The organism is Dyella sp. 01L423 (assembly GCF_056399945.1).
In genome coordinates this window covers 865,236-882,008 of record NZ_JBFTSI010000001.1, presented here as the reverse complement: position 1 = coordinate 882,008, position 16,773 = coordinate 865,236, and the positions used below count along the sequence as shown (strand labels likewise).

The following is a 16,773-nucleotide window of genomic DNA, read 5'->3' as shown; positions in this document are numbered from 1 at the left end:
TCATAGCTCCCTCAGATAGCGGCGAACCACGATCACGTTGAAGACCAGGTACAGCGCGTAATTCACCGTGAAGGCGTACATCGCCCCGACCAGCCCGAAGCGCGCGGTGAAGAAATAAACCAGCGCCACGTAGCTGATCGCGAAGGCGAACTCCGAGGCCACGAACAGCCGCGTCATGGCCTTGGCGAGCATCACGTACGAAAGTACGAACGAGGCGATCTTCACCACGTCGCCGATCAGCTGCGGCGCGTACAAGCTGTTGGCGGCCGAGAAATCCGCACTGAACAGCAGCGCCGTCACCCAACCGCGGCAGACATAGATGCCCACCGCCAGCAGCAGCACGGCCGGCATGATGTAGCGATAGGCCAGGCGCAGTTCCGCCAGCAGCGGCGCGCGCTCGTGGGTCGAGGCCAGCTTCGGCAGGTAATAGACGTTGATGGCCGTGGTGAGGAACAACAGGTAGGCATCCGATACCTTGCTCACCGCCTGCCAATAGCCCACCTGTCCCCAGCCGAACTGCGCGGCCAGATGATCGCGCACGGCGATATTGACCAGCGGCGGCACCAGCGCGGAGGTCAGCGTCATCACCGAAAAGGTCGCCAGCCGCAGCGTCATGTCGCGATCGAAGCGGATGCGCAACATGCCGCGGTGGAAATACGGACTGCGCCACCACGCCGGCAAGCCCACGGCGAGCACCAGCAGCTGGCCGATCACCAGGGCCAGCAGCGCGCCGTAAAGCTGCAGCCACCGCGCCAGCAGCAAGGCCACCACGATGCTGAGCAGCGAACCCAGCGCCTGCACAAAGGCCAGGCGCTTGACGTCCATGAAGCCATTGATCACGGCAAGGATGTAGTTGATCAGCGCAATGCCCAGTTGCGCCGCCGCCAGCACGGCGATCAGACCCTGATAACGGATATCGCCCAGCAGCCAACTCGCCAGTTGCCGGCTGAGCAGCAGGCCGAGACAGCCGATCAGGCAGGACGCGCACAGCGCATACCACAGCGCAGCCGACAGCAGACGCGACAGGCGCTCGGGATGATCCCGATACTCGGCGACGTACTTGACCACACCGGCACTGATCCCGCCGCCGGCCAGGACCGCCAGCATCGACATCAGGCTCATGAACTGGCCCAGCCGCCCCACGCCCTCGGGCCCGGCCATCCACGCCACCAGCTTGAGTATCACCAGGCCCGCGAGCAGTTTTGCCGCGGTGGCGAAGGAGGCATAGAAGCCGGCGCGCAGGATGTTCATGGCGCACGCTCGAACGCGTTGCAAGCGGCGATCACACGCGCGATCGTTTCGTCATTCATGGTCGGCCCCATCGGCAAGCTCAGCACTTCATCGTGCAGTTGCTCCGTGATGGGAAGGCTCAGCGCGTGCAGCGCCGAGTACGCCGGCTGCCGATGCGGCGGCACCGGATAGTGCACCTGGCTATGCACACCCTGGGCTTCCAGATGCCGGCGCAGCGCATCGCGCTGGCCGCAGCGCACCACAAACAGATGCCAGGCGTGACGCTCGCTGCTCTCGGCGCGCGGCAACACGATGTGCGGATGACGAATGCCTTCGCTATAGCGGCCCGCCACCTGCCGGCGCAATGCCACCTCTTCATCCAGATACGCCAGCTTTACCCGCAACATGGCGGCCTGAATTTCATCCAGACGGGAATTGGCGCCTTGGTACAGATGCTGGTACTTCACTTCCGAGCCGTAGTTGCGCAGTGCTTTCACACGCGCCGCGAGTTCGTCGTTGTTCGTGACGATGGCGCCGCCATCGCCCAGCGCACCCAGGTTCTTGGCCGGGAAGAAGCTGAAGCCCGCCGCGTCGCCGAGCGCGCCCGCGCGCCGGCCTTCGCTGCTGGCACCGTGCGCCTGGGCAGCGTCCTCGATCAGCAGCAGGCCGTGCTTACGGGCAATGTCCGATAGCGCAGCCATATCCGCCAGCTGGCCGTACAGGTGCACTGGCATGATGGCGCGCGTGCGCCGGCCAAGCGCGGCTTCCACGCGCAGAGGATCGAGATTGAAGGTCGCCGGATCCGGCTCAGCCAGCACCGGCACCAGCTGATTGGCGGTGATCGCCAGCAAGGTGGCGATGAAGGTGTTGGCGGGAACGATCACTTCGTCGCCGTCGCGCAGCGCACCGAGTTCCTTGTAGCCGCGCAGGATCAGCGATAGTGCATCCAGTCCATTGCCCACGCCCACGGCATGGGCCACGCCGCAGTACGCCGCAAACTCGCGCTCGAACGCGGCCAGTTCCTCGCCCATCACGTACCAGCCCGAGTCGATCACACGCGACGCCGCCGCCTTCAGCTCGTCCGCGTAGCGGGCGTTGACCTCGCGCAGGGAAAGGAACGGCACGTCCATCACAGCACCCACTCGTAGATATCGTGCACCACGCCGCGCGCACCGAACGATTCCTTCTGCGCGATCAGGCCGCTGTTGAGCACCGTGCCTTCGTGTTCGGTGGAGATGCCGAAACTCAAAAAGGCGCGGTCTGCATAAGCGTCAGTGACCAGGCTGCCCAGCAGCAGACTCAGCGCATCGACACGCCTGCCCTCCTCCGACGCGGCGAGGTACTGCGTGTGCACCGTGCGGCCAAAGTCGTAGACCAACGCACCGGCAAGCAGCGCGTCGCCTTGCCGCGCTTCGTGCAAGGTGATTTGTCCGGGAAAACGAGAGCACAGGAGTTCAAGCTCGGACAGGCTGTGCGTAGGCACGGCATCATGGCGGCGCAGCACTTCACCCAACAGCGCGTGATAGCCGGCCAGATCGTCACTGCGGCGAACTTCCACGCCCATCGCGCGCGCACGCCGGATCGCCCGCCGCCGCGCCTCGGAGAACCCGACGGCATGCTGCAGCGGCACCACCGAAGAGATGTCGCGCCGCTTCAGGTTGGCGCCCACGCGTTGCAGGGCGTAGAGATCCTCTTCCGACGGATACGCGTGGAAGATATGCGGCACGGCCTTGTAGATCAGGCTGTCCACGGCTGCTTGCTGGTAGTGCTCGCCCATCATCTCGAACACCGACAAAGTGGAGTCGGCGCGCAGGTCGTGGGTGGTGATCAGGCCGGCATAGGTCAGGCCGCCGTGGCTGGTGACCACATTGTCGCGTCGGCTGGCCGGAAAGACGGCAACGATCTCCGTGCCGCGTTCCACCACCAGCGAACTGTCGACGAAGCGATCGGCGTGATAGTCCATGTAGCCGCGTCGATGCAGAAAGTTGCCGTTGCGCGAACGGCCCACCACGGCATCCCACGCGGCGGCGTCCTGGGCGCGATAAGGACGCACGCTAAACATGCGCCATCCCCGCCAGCGGCTCGCGTGCCACGGCCACCCCAAAGCCATCCATTCCCATGTCGTTGCCGTTGTAGAACATCAAGACGTCGTCGCCGCGTGCGATCAGCGCCGGGTAGCAGAGCGTGCGCGAATCCCAGCCGCTCTCGGACAAGGCCATGCCCAGCGCCTCGTCGCGGCGTTCCCAGTGGATGCCGTCGTCGCTGAAGGCCAGGCCCGGGAAGTAGTCGCCGCCGACGTTGCCGCGGGTGAAATACATCGCGTACCGGCCGTTCATGCGGTACACGCGCGGTCGCCCGATGCGGTACTCGCTGCCGCGAGGTTGCAGGCAGACGTGGTCCTCACGCGGTATGCGCGAGAGGTCTCCGGTGCTCACGCAACGAATGTGATAGCGGGGGAATGGACGCCCGTCGATGACTTCCCAGTCGTCACCCACGGCATACCACAGGCGCCATTCCCCGCCCTCAAACATGGCCGAGTGCACGGCCGCTATGGTGCTGCGACCCGGCGCGCGGTCGAGGATAGGGGTTTCCTGCACGCGCTCGAAATGCTCGCCACCATCGGTGGATACGGCCAGGCCGGTGAAAGCGAGGAACTTCGCGCGTGCCACGCGCTGGAAGCCCACGTAGAACATATGCAGTCCACCAGGCGCCTGCACGATGTCGCCCAGGATCATGCCGTTGTCGTCGAAGCAGCCGCCGCGGCCGATATCGAGCACCGGATCCGCACTGACGCGCAGCACTTCGGATGGATTGCTTGCGCGCACGTCGACATAGCCGATGCGGCTGACCCCGTCCTCGTCGCGAAAGCCCGCATAGACGCGGATGGTTTCTTCGTCCAGCCGCCACGGTGTGGGCGTCAAGGCGGAATGACGCATCCACCCGCCCACGCCCTGCCGCGCGGTATCGAATACCAGCCCTTGCTTGCGCCACGCCGCCATGGGCGTCAGAGCCTCACGTCAAAGCTGGATCGGTCCGGCACCGCCTTGGCAGGCGAGCCGACGTAGATGCGCCCTTGCTCGGTGTCCCGATGCACTAGGGCGCCGGAACCGATAACGTTGTCCGCGGCCACCTTGATGTGGTCGTTGAACGTGGTGTTGACCCCGATGAAGCTGCTCTCGCCGATCTCGCAAAAGCCGGAAATGACGGCATGCGAGGCAACAAACACGTGATCGCGCACCACCGTGCGGTGACCCACATGGTTGCCGCTCCACAGGATGCAGTTGTTGCCGATGCGAACGAAGGGCTGGATCACATTGTTCTCGAAGATAAAACTGTTCTCGCCGATCTCGGCGTTGCGCCACACGAAGGCGCGCGAACTCACATAGGTGGCGAAACGGTAGCCGCGCCGCTTGGCGTCGAGATAGAAACGCGTGCGCAGGCGATTGAGCTGGCTGGCGGGTATGGCCACGAACGCATCGAATTCCGCCGGCGGGTAATGCGTTTCCAGCTCTTCATAAGGCACCACCGGCCGGTCGGCCAGCGTGGGTTCGGTTAGGTATTGCCTTTCGACACTGAAACCGGCGACTTCGTAGTCACTGTCGTGCTCGAAGTATTCGCAGGCGATCTGCGCCATCTCGCCCGCCCCGATCAGGACTAGGCGCTTTGGCATGCGACCAGTTCCGTGGCAAACACGACGCCGCGCACCTCACGCAGGAACTCGTCGTAATCGGTGATGTAGTCGGCGGGGTCGTAATGATGGTCGGCCAGCACCATCAGCACGCAGTCGTCGCTGAAGTCGTATAGCTCGCGCCATACCATGCGGCCGAGCAACAAGCCCTGCGAGGGATCGTTGAGCACCACCTCCAGCGGCCCGGTACCGTCATCGAGCAGGAACGTGACCGAGCCGCGCACGGCCACGGCGAGTTGATGCAGATGGCGGTGCGCATGCTTGCCGCGGTGCACATCGTGCTGGGTCGCGAAGATGTAATACACGCGACGAATTTCGAAGGGCACGTTGCGGTCTTGCTCAAGGGCAATGAGCATGCCGCCGTGATCGCCATGTTGCTGCAACTGGACGCGTTCGATTTCCATGTTCTCGGCCGGGGCTCAGGGGCCGTCGACGACGACCCACGCAACTGAGTGCCAGCCTCATCGCGAAAGGTTGCGTCACGCGCGGGCCGTCAGATCCCTGACAACCTTTCCGCCCCTACCTAGCACTTACCCGCACAAAGCGAGTTTCATTCCACGCGTCTTCCCTGTCCCCAGGTCGTTCCCGGAGGACGCGTGCGAGGTGGATGCCCCCGATTGAGATGCAGAGGTCTGGACATGGAATGGCAGAAAGACACGCCGCCAGCAACGCATGCCGACGCGACGCCCGGCACTGGCCCTCGCCTGCAGGAGGATGTGCCAAAGCGACCGCGCGCCCTGGTCATCATGCATTGGCTGACGGTGCTCGTTCTGCTGATTGCCGCCACCCTCATCCTGTGGCGCGACCAAGTGGACGGCCGCAGCCTGCGGGTATGGCTGCTGGAAGGCCACCGTCATTTCGGCCTGTTCATTCTGTTGCTCTTTGTGGCCCGCATCGCCTATCGCTTCCGCGTGGGCAGGCTGCCCAGCGAGGGCAACACCTCCGCCCTGCTCCGCCTCGCAGCGGGGTCGACGCATGTGGCGCTGTACGTCTTGCTGCTGGTCCAGCCGCTGTTGGGCTGGGCGCTCAGCAACGCCGAAGACAAGCCGGTGCATTTTCTCGGCATCACCCTGCCGGCGCTGGTGGCCAGCGACGAAGACCTCGCCGACACGCTGACCACGTGGCACCAGGATGTCGCCTGGGTGCTGCTTGCCTTCATCACGCTGCACGCGGGCGCCGCGCTGTGGCATCACTTTGTACTGCGTGACCGAACGCTACGCATGATGTTGCCGAAGCGTCGTCCCTGATGAGCGTCGGAGCCTGCCCCTACCGCCGCACCACCCGAGACAAGGAGCTTTCATGTCGCCCTCTCTGACCCGAATCCTGCGCCGGGCCGCGTCTGCGCCGTGGATCCTGCTGATTGCATGCCTGATGCTGACCAGCAACCGCGCCCATGCCGTCCCGGCCTACGCCCGCCAGACCGGTAACGCCTGCGCCGACTGCCACGCGGGCGCCTACGGCCCGGCACTCACGCCTTATGGCATGCGCTTCAAGCTTGGCGGCTACACCGATACCGATGGCCAGGGCACCAAGATTCCGGTGGCTGCGCAGATCACCGGCGCGCATAACGTGCCCGCGCGCGGCGACAACACCACCCAGCTCAGCGAAGTAGACGTCTATCTCGCCGGCCGCATCAGCGATCACCTGGGCGGCTTCGTCAAGGTGGAAACGGACAATACCGGCAACGATCACTACAACACCAAGCTGAGCAATCTGGACCTGCGCTTTGTGGCGAAGGATCTGAAAGTAGCCGGCAAGGACACCATCGTCGGCGTGAGCGTCAACAACAGCCCGGGCTTCGACGACCCGATCTCCTCACTGCCGTATGCGTCGGGCCTGGGCCCGCCGGCCGTGTCCGGCACCCTGCTCAACCTGTCCAGCGCGCACTCGCTTTACAACAAAGTGATCGGCGGCAGCGTGTATGCCCTCTACAACAACGACTGGTACGGCGAAGTCGGCACCTACAACACCATGCCGACCTCGGTGCAGGATCACCTGGGCTTCAACCCCGCCGCTGATCCGGGCCATATCAGCGATACCGGCTATTTCCGCTTCGCTTATATGAAAGACATGAAGCGGCAGTTCTTCTCTGCCGGCGTGGTGGCGCTCACCACCAAGCGCGCGTTGCCGCGCAACGGACCGAGCGACGACATCACCGATCTGGGCTACGACCTTACCTACCAGTTCCTCGGCAATCGCGACAACATCATCCAGGCAAGCTACGTCAACATCCTGGAACAACGGGACTATGGCAGCACGCCCGTGGTCAACGGCGTCGTGGCCAAACCCAACGGCAATGCGCGCGACCAGACGCTGAGCGTGACCTACACCTTCAAGCAGAGCTATGCGCTGCAGGTGGCGCATCTGATCAGCACGGGCAGCCAGGACCCGGCGCGCTATCCGCCCTTTGGCAAACCCGACAGCACCGCCAACATGATCACCTTGTACTGGACGCCGTTTGGCAAGGACGACTCGTTCACTTCGCTTGCCAACCTGAAGCTCGCCGCCACCTGGTATCGCTACACGCGCTTCAACGGCGCCAGCGACAACATTTTCGGCGCACCGCCTGGCGCGTTGCTCATCACCAATGCAAAAGATCTCGATGCCTTCACCTTGAGCGCAAGCGTTGCGTTCTGAACCCCTAGGAGCCTGGACGTGACCAAAGCAAGGCTTGCAAGAGCGGCGCGCTGCGCCTTGATGACCGGCATGTTGTTCTATGGCGCGGGCGCCCTGCCCGCGCTGGCCGGCGATGCCGATGCCGGCAAAGATGTGTTCAAGCAGGAATGCTCCGAATGCCACAGCCCCAAGGAAGGCAAGAACAAAAAGGGACCCAGCCTGTTCGGCATCGTGGGCCGCAATGCGGGCAGCATTTCGGACTACAACTACTCGGACGCACTGAAAAACGCCAAATGGGTATGGACCGAGGACAAGCTGCACTGGTACCTGTCACAGCCAGCAAAACAGGCCAATCCCGGTACCAAGATGAAATATTCGGGTCTCAACGACGCCAAGCAGCTCGACGATCTGATCTCTTACCTGCAATCGAACCATTGAGGCTCCCGCGTCTGGTGTGTGCACAAAGGCCTTCCTCCTACTAACCTTGGAGGGCGCCGACGCGGCTCGTTCAAAGGACCGATGTTGCAGGTCGATTTTTTAGCCAGTGATTACCAGGCATCTGTTCCCGTGGCCAGTCCGCTGCTGCGGCGCTCGGGTTTGGGTGCCTGACATGGTGATACCGCGACGGGTTCACCATCGCATTGCGCTCGCGGCCTTGGCCACGGGCGCCGGATTGCCGTGGACGGCGGTGCAAGCGCAGACCGCCACCTTCAACGGCACGGTGGCGCTCAGTTCCCAACTGGTCGACCGTGGCCTGGCGATCACGCCCGACACCGCCATCGTGCAGGCTGCCGCCTCGGTCAGCCTGCCCTCGGGCTGGGTCTTCGGCGCCTCGGCGAGCGGAGAGGTGCGCGATCTCTCGCCGCTGGCCGAAGCATTTGTGCAGGCGTCCCATTACTGGCGCCTCACGCCGGACTGGCAATTCCAGGCCGGACTGATCTACTACGACTATCCCAACCGCGGCGGCGGTACGTTCAATCGCGTGGAAGCCACGACCAACTGGATCTACCGCGACGTGCTCACCCTGGGCGTTTCCGCCATCCAGCCCACCGGCAGCAGCAGCCACAAGCTGCGCGGGGCCGCCGACGTGGGCTTTCACTGGCCGTTGCCCTGGCAGTTCTCCTTTTCCGCCGGCGCCGGCTACGCCCAGGCCCAGGTGCCCTATTACTACACCTACGCCGACGGCCACAGCAGTTACGGCTATCACGGCGGCAACCGCGTAAACTCTTACGGCTACGGGCATCTTGGTCTGATCTGGGGCCAGGGCCCGTGGCGCGTGGAGGTCGATCGCATGCTGGTCGACCACGCCATGCGGGTGGAAAACCTGGCCGCTTCGCCCTGGGTGGCGACGATTTCCTTCACTTTTTGATGACGCAACCATTTCGGCCTGGGCGGGCACTTACGTGGTAACCCCCATGGGTAGTTCTAGCCATGAAAGACGCCGATATCGACGCTGATGAGACAGACCGCCTGCTGCTTCAACGCATGGTGGCGGGCGACCGCGCCGCGCTGGCGACGCTTTATCGCAGCTACCACGGACGTTTGTGCCGGTTCCTGTCGCGGCTGACGCGGCGGGCCGACCTGATCGAAGAGGTCATCAACGACTGCTTCTGGATCGTCTGGCAGAAGGCCGGAAGTTTCAAAGGCGAGTCGCGGGTGTCCACCTGGATCATCGGCATCGCCTACCGCTGCGGCCTGAAGGCGCTGCGCCAGCGTGGCGACGAACCGGTGGACGACGAAGGCATGCCCGAAGACCGCATGCCCTCCCACGACCCCGGCGAGGACCGCGAACTGCGCGACTGGCTGGGCAAGGGCATGGAGCGGCTTTCGGCCGATCAGCGCGTGGTGGTGGAACTGGTTTATGGCGTGGGCCACACGCTGGATGACGTGGCCACGATCATGCAATGCCCGGTGGGCACGGTGAAGGCGCGCCTGTTCCACGCCCGAGTGAAATTACGAAACGTACTGCCAGCCTTGGCTGGTGACCAGCTCACGCAGAAAGAGAGCGTGCCATGAAGTTGACGAAGGATACCGACAGGGACTGTTCCCGAGCCTGGGAAGCGATGCCGTGGGTGCTGCAGGACAGCGCCCCGCAGGAGCAGAGCGCCTGGCTCACCGAGCACCTTGCGCAATGTGAGGCCTGCCGCGAGGAATTCTCGCAGCAGAGCCAGTTGCGGCTTGCACTTGCGCTGCCCACGGACGTACAGCTCGATCCGGAGGTCGGCCTCAAGCGCCTGATGACCCGCATCGACGACCAGGTCCAGGAAACCACCGCGCATGTGCGCAGCAGCACCTGGTTCACGCGTGCGCTGGTAGCCGCCGTGCTGGTGCAGGCGCTGGGCATTGGCGTACTTGGCGTAAAGCTGTGGTCCGAAGATGCCGCACAACCGTATCGCACCCTCAGCCAGCCATCGCAGACGGCGATGCCGGGCGCCATCCATGTGGTACCGGACGCCAACATGAAGCTGGCCGACTGGGACAGCCTGCTGCATTCGCTGCAGCTGCAGGTGGTGGGCGGCCCCAACGACGTAGGGGCGTACACGGTGGTGCCGGAGCATGCGACGGCCCAGCAGGACACCTTGCAGCAGTTGCGCGCGATGCACGGCATCCGGCTTGCCGAACCGGCCACTACGAGTCCGTGACCACTTGCCCATGAAGATCCGCGCGCTGCTGCTACTGCTGGCCATGACGGTGCTGGGCGCGTGCACTGCCGCGCGTCCTTCTTCGTTGCCGGGCGCGACGGTCAGCCCCGACACATCGGGCAGCGACCACGTGGCCAGCATGAACAGCTCACGGGATATCGTGCTCGCGGTAGCCAACCCGCAGGAGCCGCCATCGACCCATGCGGGCTCCAGCATGCTCGGCTACGCGCCGCCGTCCAATTACGGCAAGGGTCAGCGCGCCATTTCCATGCTCGACAGCATGCGCGAACACTATGGCTGGCATGAAGTCGCCGGCTGGCCGATCAAATCGCTGAGTCTCTACTGCATCGTGCTCGAACCGCCGGCAGGCATGAGCCGCGATGACCTGCTCGCCGCCCTGGCCAAGGACGAACGCGTGGCGCTGGCCCAGCCGCTGCAGGATTACACCGTGTATTCCGCGCAGAACACCGACGGCGCACACAAGTACAACGATCCGTATGCCGACCTGCAACGCGGTTTCGTCGAAACCGATGCCGCGCTCGCGCACACCACCAGCCAGGGCGATCACGTGGAGATCGCCATCGTCGACACCGGCATCGACACCTCGCATCCGGATCTGCAAGGCCGTATCCACGACGCCAGCAACGAAGTGGATGGCGACGATGCCGCTTTCAAGCGCGACGCGCACGGCACCGAAGTCGCCGGCATCATCGGCGCCATCGGCGACAACCATCTGGGCATCGTGGGCATGGCGCCCAAATCCATCATCAGCAGCTACAAGGCATGCTGGTATCCCACCACGCTGGAAGCCGGCGCACGTTGCAACTCTTTCACCCTGGCCAAGGCGCTCGCCGCCATCCTCGATACCGATGCGCGCGTGATCAATCTCAGCCTGGGCGGACCGTCCGATCCGTTGCTCAACAAGCTGTTGATGCAGCTGCTGGAGGAGCGGCGCATCGTGGTCGCCGCCCTGCCACCCAATGGCAGCACGCGGGGCTTTCCCGATAGCGCGCCCGGCGTGCTGGTGGTGCGCGTGAGCGGGCCCACGCCCGCGCCTCCCGAGGTGTTGAGCGCGCCAGGAAGCGACATCCTGACCACGCAACCCGGCGGAGGCTACGACTTCACCTCCGGCTCGTCCATGGCTGCCGCTCACGTGAGCGGCATTGTTGCGTTATTGCTGTCGATATCGCCGAACCTGGATCCAAACAGCATCCGCGAGCTGCTGCTGAGCAGCAGCAAGCTGGTGGGCGGCATGCGCCAGGTGGATGCCGCCGCCGCAGTCACCGCGTTGAACAAGAACCTCAGTTCCTCGCGGCGCTGACGCCACACCCATTTCTTTCCCTTATCGCGGATCCCCACCGTGAAGCAGATTGCCGAAGCCCCCTCCTGCATGCCTGACGTCGCCGCCCAGCCCTATCTGGGTGGCCCACTCGACTGGGTCGGCATGGAAGGTATCGACGCCCCCGTGCGCATCGACGCAGGCGATGGAGACATCCAACAGGTACATGCCCGACTGGACGCCTTCGTCAACCTGGTACGTACCGATCGCCGCGGCATCCACATGTCGCGCCTGTATCTGTTGATCGACGAACACCTGGGCGCCGCGGCGCTCAGTCCGTTCACGCTGGAACGCCTGCTGCGCGCCTTCCTGCATTCGCATCATGAGCTCGCCGACCGCGCGCGCATCCGCTTGCGCTTCGATCAGCTGGTGCCGCGCAAAGCGCTTCGCAGCGATTACTACGGCTGGCGCAGCTACCCGGTCACGCTCGAAGCCACCCTTGGCCATGAGGGTTTCGAGCTGACGTTGGCTACCGACATCACCTACTCCTCCACCTGCCCTGCTTCGGCGGCCTTGTCGCGCCAGCTGATCCAGCAGCGCTTTGCGCAGGATTTCTCGGCGCATGAGCCTCTGCAGCATGCCGACGTGTTCGCGTGGCTGGGCAGGGAGCAAGGCATCGTGGCGACACCGCATGCCCAACGCAGCGTGGCGCATGTATCGGCACGACTCGCCCAAGGCGCGCCCCTGGATGTGATCGGCCTGGTCGATCAGGTGGAAACGGCGCTGGGCACACCCGTGCAGACCGCCGTCAAGCGCGAGGACGAGCAAGCCTTCGCGCTCGCCAACGGCGGCAACCTGATGTTTTGCGAGGATGCCGCGCGCCGCATCCAGCGCGTACTGGACGCCGACGATCGTCTCGCCGATTTCCATGTGCGCCTGGAACACCAGGAAAGCCTCCACGCGCACGACGCCGTGGCCTACGCCAGCAAGCGTCGATAAGCAGGGCCATTCGTGCCGGGGGTGGCAGCGCCGCTCTTCACATCTCGTTGGCGAACGTGGGTATGCACTGGGTGGACGCCTGCGACTGGGCAGGCTCCATCGGAGACCACGCGCATGTCCGACCACGTCTACAAGTCCATCGAGCTGACCGGCTCCTCCAAGACCAGCTGCGATGACGCCATCCGCACCGCCATCGCGCATGCATCCAAGACGATCCGCAATATCCGCTGGTTCCACGTGATCGAAACACGCGGGCATGTGGACGAGGGCCAGGTCGCCTATTGGCAGGTGACGCTGAAGGTCGGCTTCACCATCGAATAGCAGCCACCACCTGTCCGCGTTTGCGGCTGGCACGCTGCCACCGCAGCGTCGATCACGCGGCTATCGCTGGCGCCGCGTGATAGCTGCGCTTGAGATCGAGGAAATCGATGCTGCGTTCTGCCCGTAGCCACTGCGGCAGCTGCGCCTCATACGCCTGACGATACGGCCTGCCCAGGTGATGCTGCATGAAATGCTCCCTGCTGCAGGCCCACACTTCGTACAACACGAAGGTGTCCGGATCGTCGGGCGGCTGATGCAGATAGGTGCTGACGAAGTCCGGTTCGCTCGCCATGGCGTCGAGTACGCCGAGCAAGCCTCGCTCGAGTTCGCGTCGGTGGGCGTGCTTGGCGGGCAGCCGCACGATGAAGGCAATCGTCTCGTTCATGGGGATCACGCTCTGGATCGAAAGGCTTGGAGGAGTCATGCATGATCGGTTGCCCCCGCTGCCAACACGTCCGACCTCGTCGATGAACATGTTCGACTTCATCGAACAGGACCTGGCATGGACTTGCGCTTGACGCCGCCAGCCTCAACCTGACTCGGGTAGCTCAGCCCGACCACACGTTCCACCCCCATCTCCGGAGTCAAACGCATGCATATCGATCTCACGGGCCGCACGGCCATCGTCACGGGTTCCACCGCCGGCATTGGCCTGGCCATCGCCACCGGCCTGGCCGGCACGGGCGCTCACGTGGTCGTCACGGGCCGCACGCAGGCACGCGTCGACGAGGCCATCGCCGCCATCAAGAGCACCGTGCCCAATGCCAGGCTCACCGGCGTGGCGGGCGACCTGGGCAGCGCGGAAGGCGCGCGCCAGCTGATCGGACAAGTGCCCGAGGCGGATATCCTGGTCAATAACCTCGGCATCTTCGAGCCCAAGGCCTTCTTCGATATTCCCGACGAAGACTGGACGCGCTTCTTCGAAATAAACGTGCTCAGCGGCGTGCGCCTGTCGCGCCACTATGCGCAAGGCATGGCCAAGCGCGGCTGGGGCCGCATCCAGTTCATCTCCAGCGAATCGGGCCTGCAGATTCCCGCCGAGATGGTCCACTACGGCACCACCAAGACGGCGCAGCTGGCCGTGTCGCGTGGCCTTGCCGAATCGCTCGCCGGTACCGGCGTGACCGTCAATGCGATCCTGCCCGGCCCGACGCGTTCCGAAGGCGTCGGCGATTTCTTCGCCAAGATCGCCAGCGACCAAGGCATCACGCAGGATCAGGTGGAGCGCGACTTCATCCAGACCCATCGCCCCTCGTCGCTGATCAAGCGCCTAGCCACGGTGGAGGAAGTCGCCAATCTCTCGGTCTATCTCGCCTCGGAACAAGCCTCGGCCACCAACGGCGCGGCGGTGCGCGTGGACGGCGGCGTGGTGCGCTCGATCGCCTGATCGGCAAGTTCGACGGACGCCCGGTCATGCGGGCGTCCGTCGACGCAGCAGCCTCAATGCGATGAAACGAATTCCGATGCCGCCTGCGCGGGAGGCACCGCAAAGTCATTGCGCATGCGCCGCACTTCGGCCACCGGCGTGCGCCCGAAGAGGCGTTTGAACTCCCGATTGAACTGCGATGCGCTGGCATATCCCACGGCATAGGCCGCTGCCTCGGCCGTCATGCCCCGCCGAACCATGAGCAGTCGCGCCTGATGCAGCCGCGTCGACTTCAGGTACTGCATCGGCGATGTCCGTGTCACCGACCTGAAATGGCTGTGGAACGTGGGCACGCTCATGTCGGCTTCGCTGGCCAATTGCGCCAGGCGGATCGGCTGGGCGTAAGCCAGATGGATATGGCGCAGCGCCTTTCCGATCTTGCCGAACGGCCCCTGCATTTCCAGGGTCGAGCGCAGCGCTGCGCCCTGTGCCCCGGTGAGTACGCGGTAATAAATTTCCCGCACGAGACCCGGCCCGAGCACCGCTGCATCCAATGGCTCGCTCAATACCTCCAGAAAGCGCATCACCGACGTGCGCAACGCGGGATCCATCGGGCTGGACACCATGCTGCTTGGCGCGTCCTGCTCGGGGAGCGACGGATGCTGGGCGATCTGCAGCATCAGGTCGGCGGCGACCTGGAAATCGAGATGCATATAGATGGCTAAAAGCGGACGCTCCGGCGTTCCATCCGATTCCATCGTAAACGGAACAGGTACGCCGACCGCCAGATAATGCTGCTCGTCGTAGACATAGACCTGGTCGCCAAAATAGCCACGCTTGCATCCTTGGCACACGATCACGATGCCGGGGTCGTACAAGACCGGGGTTCGCTGCAAGGCACGGTCGGAACGCAGTATCCGCACCCCTGGCAAAGCAGTGAGGTTGTACCCCTCCTGCGGCGCCAGCTGTCGAGCCAGGCTGCCCATCGATGGACTTTCGACTGGCACCTCTTGGCGGTTAGACGAGATACGACGATTCATAGAAATGGGCAAGAAATACAGAGCATCAGGCGTAAAATATCCTCCATGCGTTGTCTATTGTGCAAGCACCAATTTCAAACCCGAGGTGCAGTCGCCATGTCGGCAAGCAAAACTTTGTTGATTACCGGAGTCAGCAGCGGCTTCGGCAGGGCCCTGGCCCAGGAGGCCCTGGCCATGGGTCATCGCGTGGTGGGTACCGTGCGAAACGAGCAAGCACGCCAGGAATTCGAAGCGCTTGCCGGCGGCAATGCCGTGGGGCGCCTGCTCGATGTCACTGACTTCGATGCCATCGATGGCGTCGTGGCGGACATCGAGAAGACTGTGGGACCGGTGGACGTGCTGGTCAACAACGCGGGGTATGGCCATGAAGGCGTTCTGGAAGAGTCGCCTCTGGCCGATATGCGGCGACAGTTCGATGTGAACGTCTTTGGGGCCGTGGCCATGATGAAGGCCGTGCTGCCCTATATGCGCATGCGCCGCAGGGGACACATCCTCAACATCACCTCGATGGGCGGCCATATCACGCTGCCGGGCATCTCCTATTACTGCGGCAGCAAGTTTGCCCTTGAAGGCATTTCCGAATCCGTCGGCAAAGAAGTGAAGCCTCTCGGCATTGCCGTCACGGCAGTAGCCCCCGGTTCGTTTCGCACGGATTGGGCAGGACGTTCGATGGTCCGCACGCCCCGCTCCATTGCCGACTACGACGGGCTGTTCGACCCTATCCGCGAGGCTCGCCAACAAAAAAGCGGGCATCAGCTCGGGGATCCCGTCAAAGCAGCGCGAGCGATGCTTGAGCTGATTGCCCATGACTCGCCTCCCGCACACCTGTTGCTGGGAAGCGACGCCCTCGAGCTGGTGCGACAGAAGTTGTCGTTGCTCGGCGAGGAAATCAACCGATGGGAAACCGTCACCCGTTCCACGGACGGCTGACGACGCGGGGCAATCACTGGGAGCAGCATGGGCGCTGCTCCCACAGGGCTCACTCCCAACCGAACGCCGCGGCTAGAACCGGCGCAGCTATTGAATAAGGAAACGCCACGCGTTCTGGCACGCCCCGTAAAGCAGCGCAATGGCAGCGGCGTAGATGAGCTTGGGCGACATGGTGGAGGAAAGCAGCAAGGCCACGCCTGCCACGCCAAGCATGAGCGTGGACAGCATGGGCACGAAGTAGTCGGTGAGCGAGGTCTTGAAGGCCTCGCCCCTGCGATAGCTGCGCACATGCTGGACATGCCAGACGACGCGGGCCGTCGCGATCAACAAAGCGGTCCAACCGACGAAAACCAGCGAGCCCCCGGGGACTAGGAGAAGTAGCGCGATCCCAAGCACTGCCAGGAAGTCGAAAAAGCTGCGCTTGGCGACCAGCAACATCCACCCGCGGTGCTCGCCGGTGGCGGCATTCAACTTCATGGATAGCGAAACAAACAGCAGCCCGCTCAACGTGGCAGCAACTTCCGCCATGGTCGAGTAGGCCGATTGCCATTCATTCATAGCTTCGGCTCCGCAGGACGCATCGGTCGCCGGGAAGCTTAGCCTGTCCGCTGCCGGCCCGCTGCGTTGGCTACATCAGGTGCATATGCCTGGCGGCATGGAGG

20 protein-coding genes are annotated in these 16,773 nt (G+C 63.9%); 11 read left to right on the top strand and 9 right to left on the bottom strand.

Features of this window, described 5'->3' with window-relative positions; all coding sequences use genetic code 11:
* The 6 genes from AC1DMY_RS04015 to AC1DMY_RS03990 are packed head-to-tail and all read right to left on the bottom strand — an operon-like array spanning position 1 to position 5,322.
* Positions 1–1,251 carry an O-antigen translocase gene (locus AC1DMY_RS04015; protein ID WP_477163707.1) on the bottom strand — a complete coding sequence of 417 codons (1,251 nt, stop codon included), beginning with the start codon at positions 1,249–1,251 and terminating at the stop codon, positions 1–3.
* A complete protein-coding gene (locus AC1DMY_RS04010) occupies positions 1,248–2,360 on the bottom strand; it encodes a DegT/DnrJ/EryC1/StrS family aminotransferase (RefSeq protein WP_477163706.1) in 1,113 nt (370 codons plus the stop codon). Before AC1DMY_RS04010 ends, AC1DMY_RS04015 begins: the two co-directional genes overlap by 4 nt.
* Positions 2,360–3,292, bottom strand: a complete 933-nt coding sequence (locus AC1DMY_RS04005; protein ID WP_477163705.1) for a GNAT family N-acetyltransferase — start codon at positions 3,290–3,292, stop codon at positions 2,360–2,362. The genes AC1DMY_RS04010 and AC1DMY_RS04005 overlap by 1 nt, the downstream gene beginning before the upstream one ends.
* A complete protein-coding gene (locus AC1DMY_RS04000) occupies positions 3,285–4,229 on the bottom strand; it encodes a hypothetical protein (RefSeq protein ID WP_477163704.1) in 945 nt (314 codons plus the stop codon). Before AC1DMY_RS04000 ends, AC1DMY_RS04005 begins: the two co-directional genes overlap by 8 nt.
* Before the next feature lie 5 nt (positions 4,230–4,234).
* Positions 4,235–4,900 (bottom strand): acetyltransferase, encoded by a 666-nt coding sequence (locus tag AC1DMY_RS03995; protein WP_477163703.1) that lies wholly within the window; start codon positions 4,898–4,900, stop codon positions 4,235–4,237.
* Positions 4,885–5,322, bottom strand: a complete 438-nt coding sequence (locus AC1DMY_RS03990; protein ID WP_477163702.1) for a sugar 3,4-ketoisomerase — start codon at positions 5,320–5,322, stop codon at positions 4,885–4,887. Before AC1DMY_RS03990 ends, AC1DMY_RS03995 begins: the two co-directional genes overlap by 16 nt.
* 234 nt (positions 5,323–5,556) lie before the next feature.
* Between AC1DMY_RS03990 and AC1DMY_RS03985 the strand changes: the two genes are divergently transcribed.
* The 9 genes from AC1DMY_RS03985 (at position 5,557) to AC1DMY_RS03945 (ending at position 12,775) form a co-directional block, all read left to right on the top strand.
* On the top strand, positions 5,557–6,165 hold the full coding sequence (locus AC1DMY_RS03985) for a cytochrome b (protein ID WP_477163701.1): 609 nt from the start codon (positions 5,557–5,559) through the stop codon (positions 6,163–6,165).
* Positions 6,166–6,178: 13 nt separating this feature from the next.
* The gene (locus tag AC1DMY_RS03980) at positions 6,179–7,555 is read left to right on the top strand and encodes a cytochrome C (protein ID WP_477164186.1); all 1,377 of its coding nucleotides are present in this window, start codon (positions 6,179–6,181) and stop codon (positions 7,553–7,555) included.
* A gap of 60 nt (positions 7,556–7,615) precedes the next feature.
* Complete coding sequence (locus tag AC1DMY_RS03975; RefSeq protein WP_477164185.1) at positions 7,616–7,972, top strand: c-type cytochrome; 357 nt, start codon at positions 7,616–7,618, stop codon at positions 7,970–7,972.
* Positions 7,973–8,144: 172 nt separating this feature from the next.
* A complete protein-coding gene (locus AC1DMY_RS03970; protein ID WP_477163700.1) occupies positions 8,145–8,903 on the top strand; it encodes a TorF family putative porin in 759 nt (252 codons plus the stop codon).
* Between the two features lie 62 nt (positions 8,904–8,965).
* Positions 8,966–9,550, top strand: a complete 585-nt coding sequence (locus AC1DMY_RS03965) for a sigma-70 family RNA polymerase sigma factor (RefSeq protein WP_441604544.1) — start codon at positions 8,966–8,968, stop codon at positions 9,548–9,550.
* Entirely contained in the window at positions 9,547–10,176 is a 630-nt protein-coding gene (locus tag AC1DMY_RS03960) for an anti-sigma factor (protein ID WP_477163699.1), read from the top strand. Before AC1DMY_RS03965 ends, AC1DMY_RS03960 begins: the two co-directional genes overlap by 4 nt.
* A gap of 10 nt (positions 10,177–10,186) precedes the next feature.
* Complete coding sequence (locus AC1DMY_RS03955; protein WP_477163698.1) at positions 10,187–11,497, top strand: S8 family serine peptidase; 1,311 nt, start codon at positions 10,187–10,189, stop codon at positions 11,495–11,497.
* A 69-nt stretch (positions 11,498–11,566) separates the two neighbouring features.
* Complete coding sequence (folE2, locus tag AC1DMY_RS03950) at positions 11,567–12,454, top strand: GTP cyclohydrolase FolE2 (protein ID WP_477164184.1); 888 nt, start codon at positions 11,567–11,569, stop codon at positions 12,452–12,454.
* A gap of 114 nt (positions 12,455–12,568) precedes the next feature.
* A complete protein-coding gene (locus AC1DMY_RS03945; RefSeq protein WP_441604541.1) occupies positions 12,569–12,775 on the top strand; it encodes a dodecin in 207 nt (68 codons plus the stop codon).
* 52 nt (positions 12,776–12,827) lie between these two features.
* Here the strand turns inward: AC1DMY_RS03945 and AC1DMY_RS03940 are convergent, their stop codons facing one another.
* Complete coding sequence (locus AC1DMY_RS03940; RefSeq protein WP_477163697.1) at positions 12,828–13,199, bottom strand: putative quinol monooxygenase; 372 nt, start codon at positions 13,197–13,199, stop codon at positions 12,828–12,830.
* Between the two features lie 168 nt (positions 13,200–13,367).
* On the opposite strand from AC1DMY_RS03940, the gene AC1DMY_RS03935 reads away from it, so the two are divergent.
* Positions 13,368–14,162: an SDR family NAD(P)-dependent oxidoreductase gene (locus AC1DMY_RS03935; protein ID WP_477163696.1), complete on the top strand. Its 795-nt coding sequence runs from the start codon at positions 13,368–13,370 to the stop codon at positions 14,160–14,162.
* A gap of 53 nt (positions 14,163–14,215) precedes the next feature.
* Here the strand turns inward: AC1DMY_RS03935 and AC1DMY_RS03930 are convergent, their stop codons facing one another.
* Positions 14,216–15,181: an AraC family transcriptional regulator gene (locus AC1DMY_RS03930; RefSeq protein ID WP_477163695.1), complete on the bottom strand. Its 966-nt coding sequence runs from the start codon at positions 15,179–15,181 to the stop codon at positions 14,216–14,218.
* A 96-nt stretch (positions 15,182–15,277) separates the two neighbouring features.
* Between AC1DMY_RS03930 and AC1DMY_RS03925 the strand changes: the two genes are divergently transcribed.
* Entirely contained in the window at positions 15,278–16,111 is an 834-nt protein-coding gene (locus AC1DMY_RS03925; RefSeq protein WP_477163694.1) for an oxidoreductase, read from the top strand.
* An 87-nt stretch (positions 16,112–16,198) separates the two neighbouring features.
* Here AC1DMY_RS03925 and AC1DMY_RS03920 read toward each other — a convergent pair whose 3' ends face one another.
* Positions 16,199–16,669, bottom strand: a complete 471-nt coding sequence (locus AC1DMY_RS03920) for a hypothetical protein (RefSeq protein ID WP_477163693.1) — start codon at positions 16,667–16,669, stop codon at positions 16,199–16,201.
* Positions 16,670–16,773: the final 104 nt, after the last annotated feature.

What these genes read in the sequence shown, in the direction of transcription:
- AC1DMY_RS04015 (WP_477163707.1), bottom strand. Translation starts at nt 1,251, where the DNA reads ATGAACATCCTGCGCGCCGGCTTCTATGCCTCCTTCGCCACCGCGGCA.
- AC1DMY_RS03925 (WP_477163694.1), top strand. Translation starts at nt 15,278, where the DNA reads ATGTCGGCAAGCAAAACTTTGTTGATTACCGGAGTCAGCAGCGGCTTC.
- AC1DMY_RS03955 (WP_477163698.1), top strand. Translation starts at nt 10,187, where the DNA reads ATGAAGATCCGCGCGCTGCTGCTACTGCTGGCCATGACGGTGCTGGGC.
- AC1DMY_RS04005 (WP_477163705.1), bottom strand. Translation starts at nt 3,292, where the DNA reads ATGTTTAGCGTGCGTCCTTATCGCGCCCAGGACGCCGCCGCGTGGGAT.
- AC1DMY_RS03960 (WP_477163699.1), top strand. Translation starts at nt 9,547, where the DNA reads ATGAAGTTGACGAAGGATACCGACAGGGACTGTTCCCGAGCCTGGGAA.
- AC1DMY_RS03995 (WP_477163703.1), bottom strand. Translation starts at nt 4,900, where the DNA reads ATGCCAAAGCGCCTAGTCCTGATCGGGGCGGGCGAGATGGCGCAGATC.
- AC1DMY_RS03965 (WP_441604544.1), top strand. Translation starts at nt 8,966, where the DNA reads ATGAAAGACGCCGATATCGACGCTGATGAGACAGACCGCCTGCTGCTT.
- AC1DMY_RS03945 (WP_441604541.1), top strand. Translation starts at nt 12,569, where the DNA reads ATGTCCGACCACGTCTACAAGTCCATCGAGCTGACCGGCTCCTCCAAG.
- AC1DMY_RS03975 (WP_477164185.1), top strand. Translation starts at nt 7,616, where the DNA reads ATGACCGGCATGTTGTTCTATGGCGCGGGCGCCCTGCCCGCGCTGGCC.
- AC1DMY_RS04000 (WP_477163704.1), bottom strand. Translation starts at nt 4,229, where the DNA reads ATGGCGGCGTGGCGCAAGCAAGGGCTGGTATTCGATACCGCGCGGCAG.
- AC1DMY_RS03985 (WP_477163701.1), top strand. Translation starts at nt 5,557, where the DNA reads ATGGAATGGCAGAAAGACACGCCGCCAGCAACGCATGCCGACGCGACG.
- AC1DMY_RS03930 (WP_477163695.1), bottom strand. Translation starts at nt 15,181, where the DNA reads ATGAATCGTCGTATCTCGTCTAACCGCCAAGAGGTGCCAGTCGAAAGT.
- AC1DMY_RS03920 (WP_477163693.1), bottom strand. Translation starts at nt 16,669, where the DNA reads ATGAATGAATGGCAATCGGCCTACTCGACCATGGCGGAAGTTGCTGCC.
- AC1DMY_RS03935 (WP_477163696.1), top strand. Translation starts at nt 13,368, where the DNA reads ATGCATATCGATCTCACGGGCCGCACGGCCATCGTCACGGGTTCCACC.
- AC1DMY_RS03990 (WP_477163702.1), bottom strand. Translation starts at nt 5,322, where the DNA reads ATGGAAATCGAACGCGTCCAGTTGCAGCAACATGGCGATCACGGCGGC.
- AC1DMY_RS03970 (WP_477163700.1), top strand. Translation starts at nt 8,145, where the DNA reads ATGGTGATACCGCGACGGGTTCACCATCGCATTGCGCTCGCGGCCTTG.
- AC1DMY_RS04010 (WP_477163706.1), bottom strand. Translation starts at nt 2,360, where the DNA reads ATGGACGTGCCGTTCCTTTCCCTGCGCGAGGTCAACGCCCGCTACGCG.
- AC1DMY_RS03940 (WP_477163697.1), bottom strand. Translation starts at nt 13,199, where the DNA reads ATGACTCCTCCAAGCCTTTCGATCCAGAGCGTGATCCCCATGAACGAG.
- folE2 (WP_477164184.1), top strand. Translation starts at nt 11,567, where the DNA reads ATGCCTGACGTCGCCGCCCAGCCCTATCTGGGTGGCCCACTCGACTGG.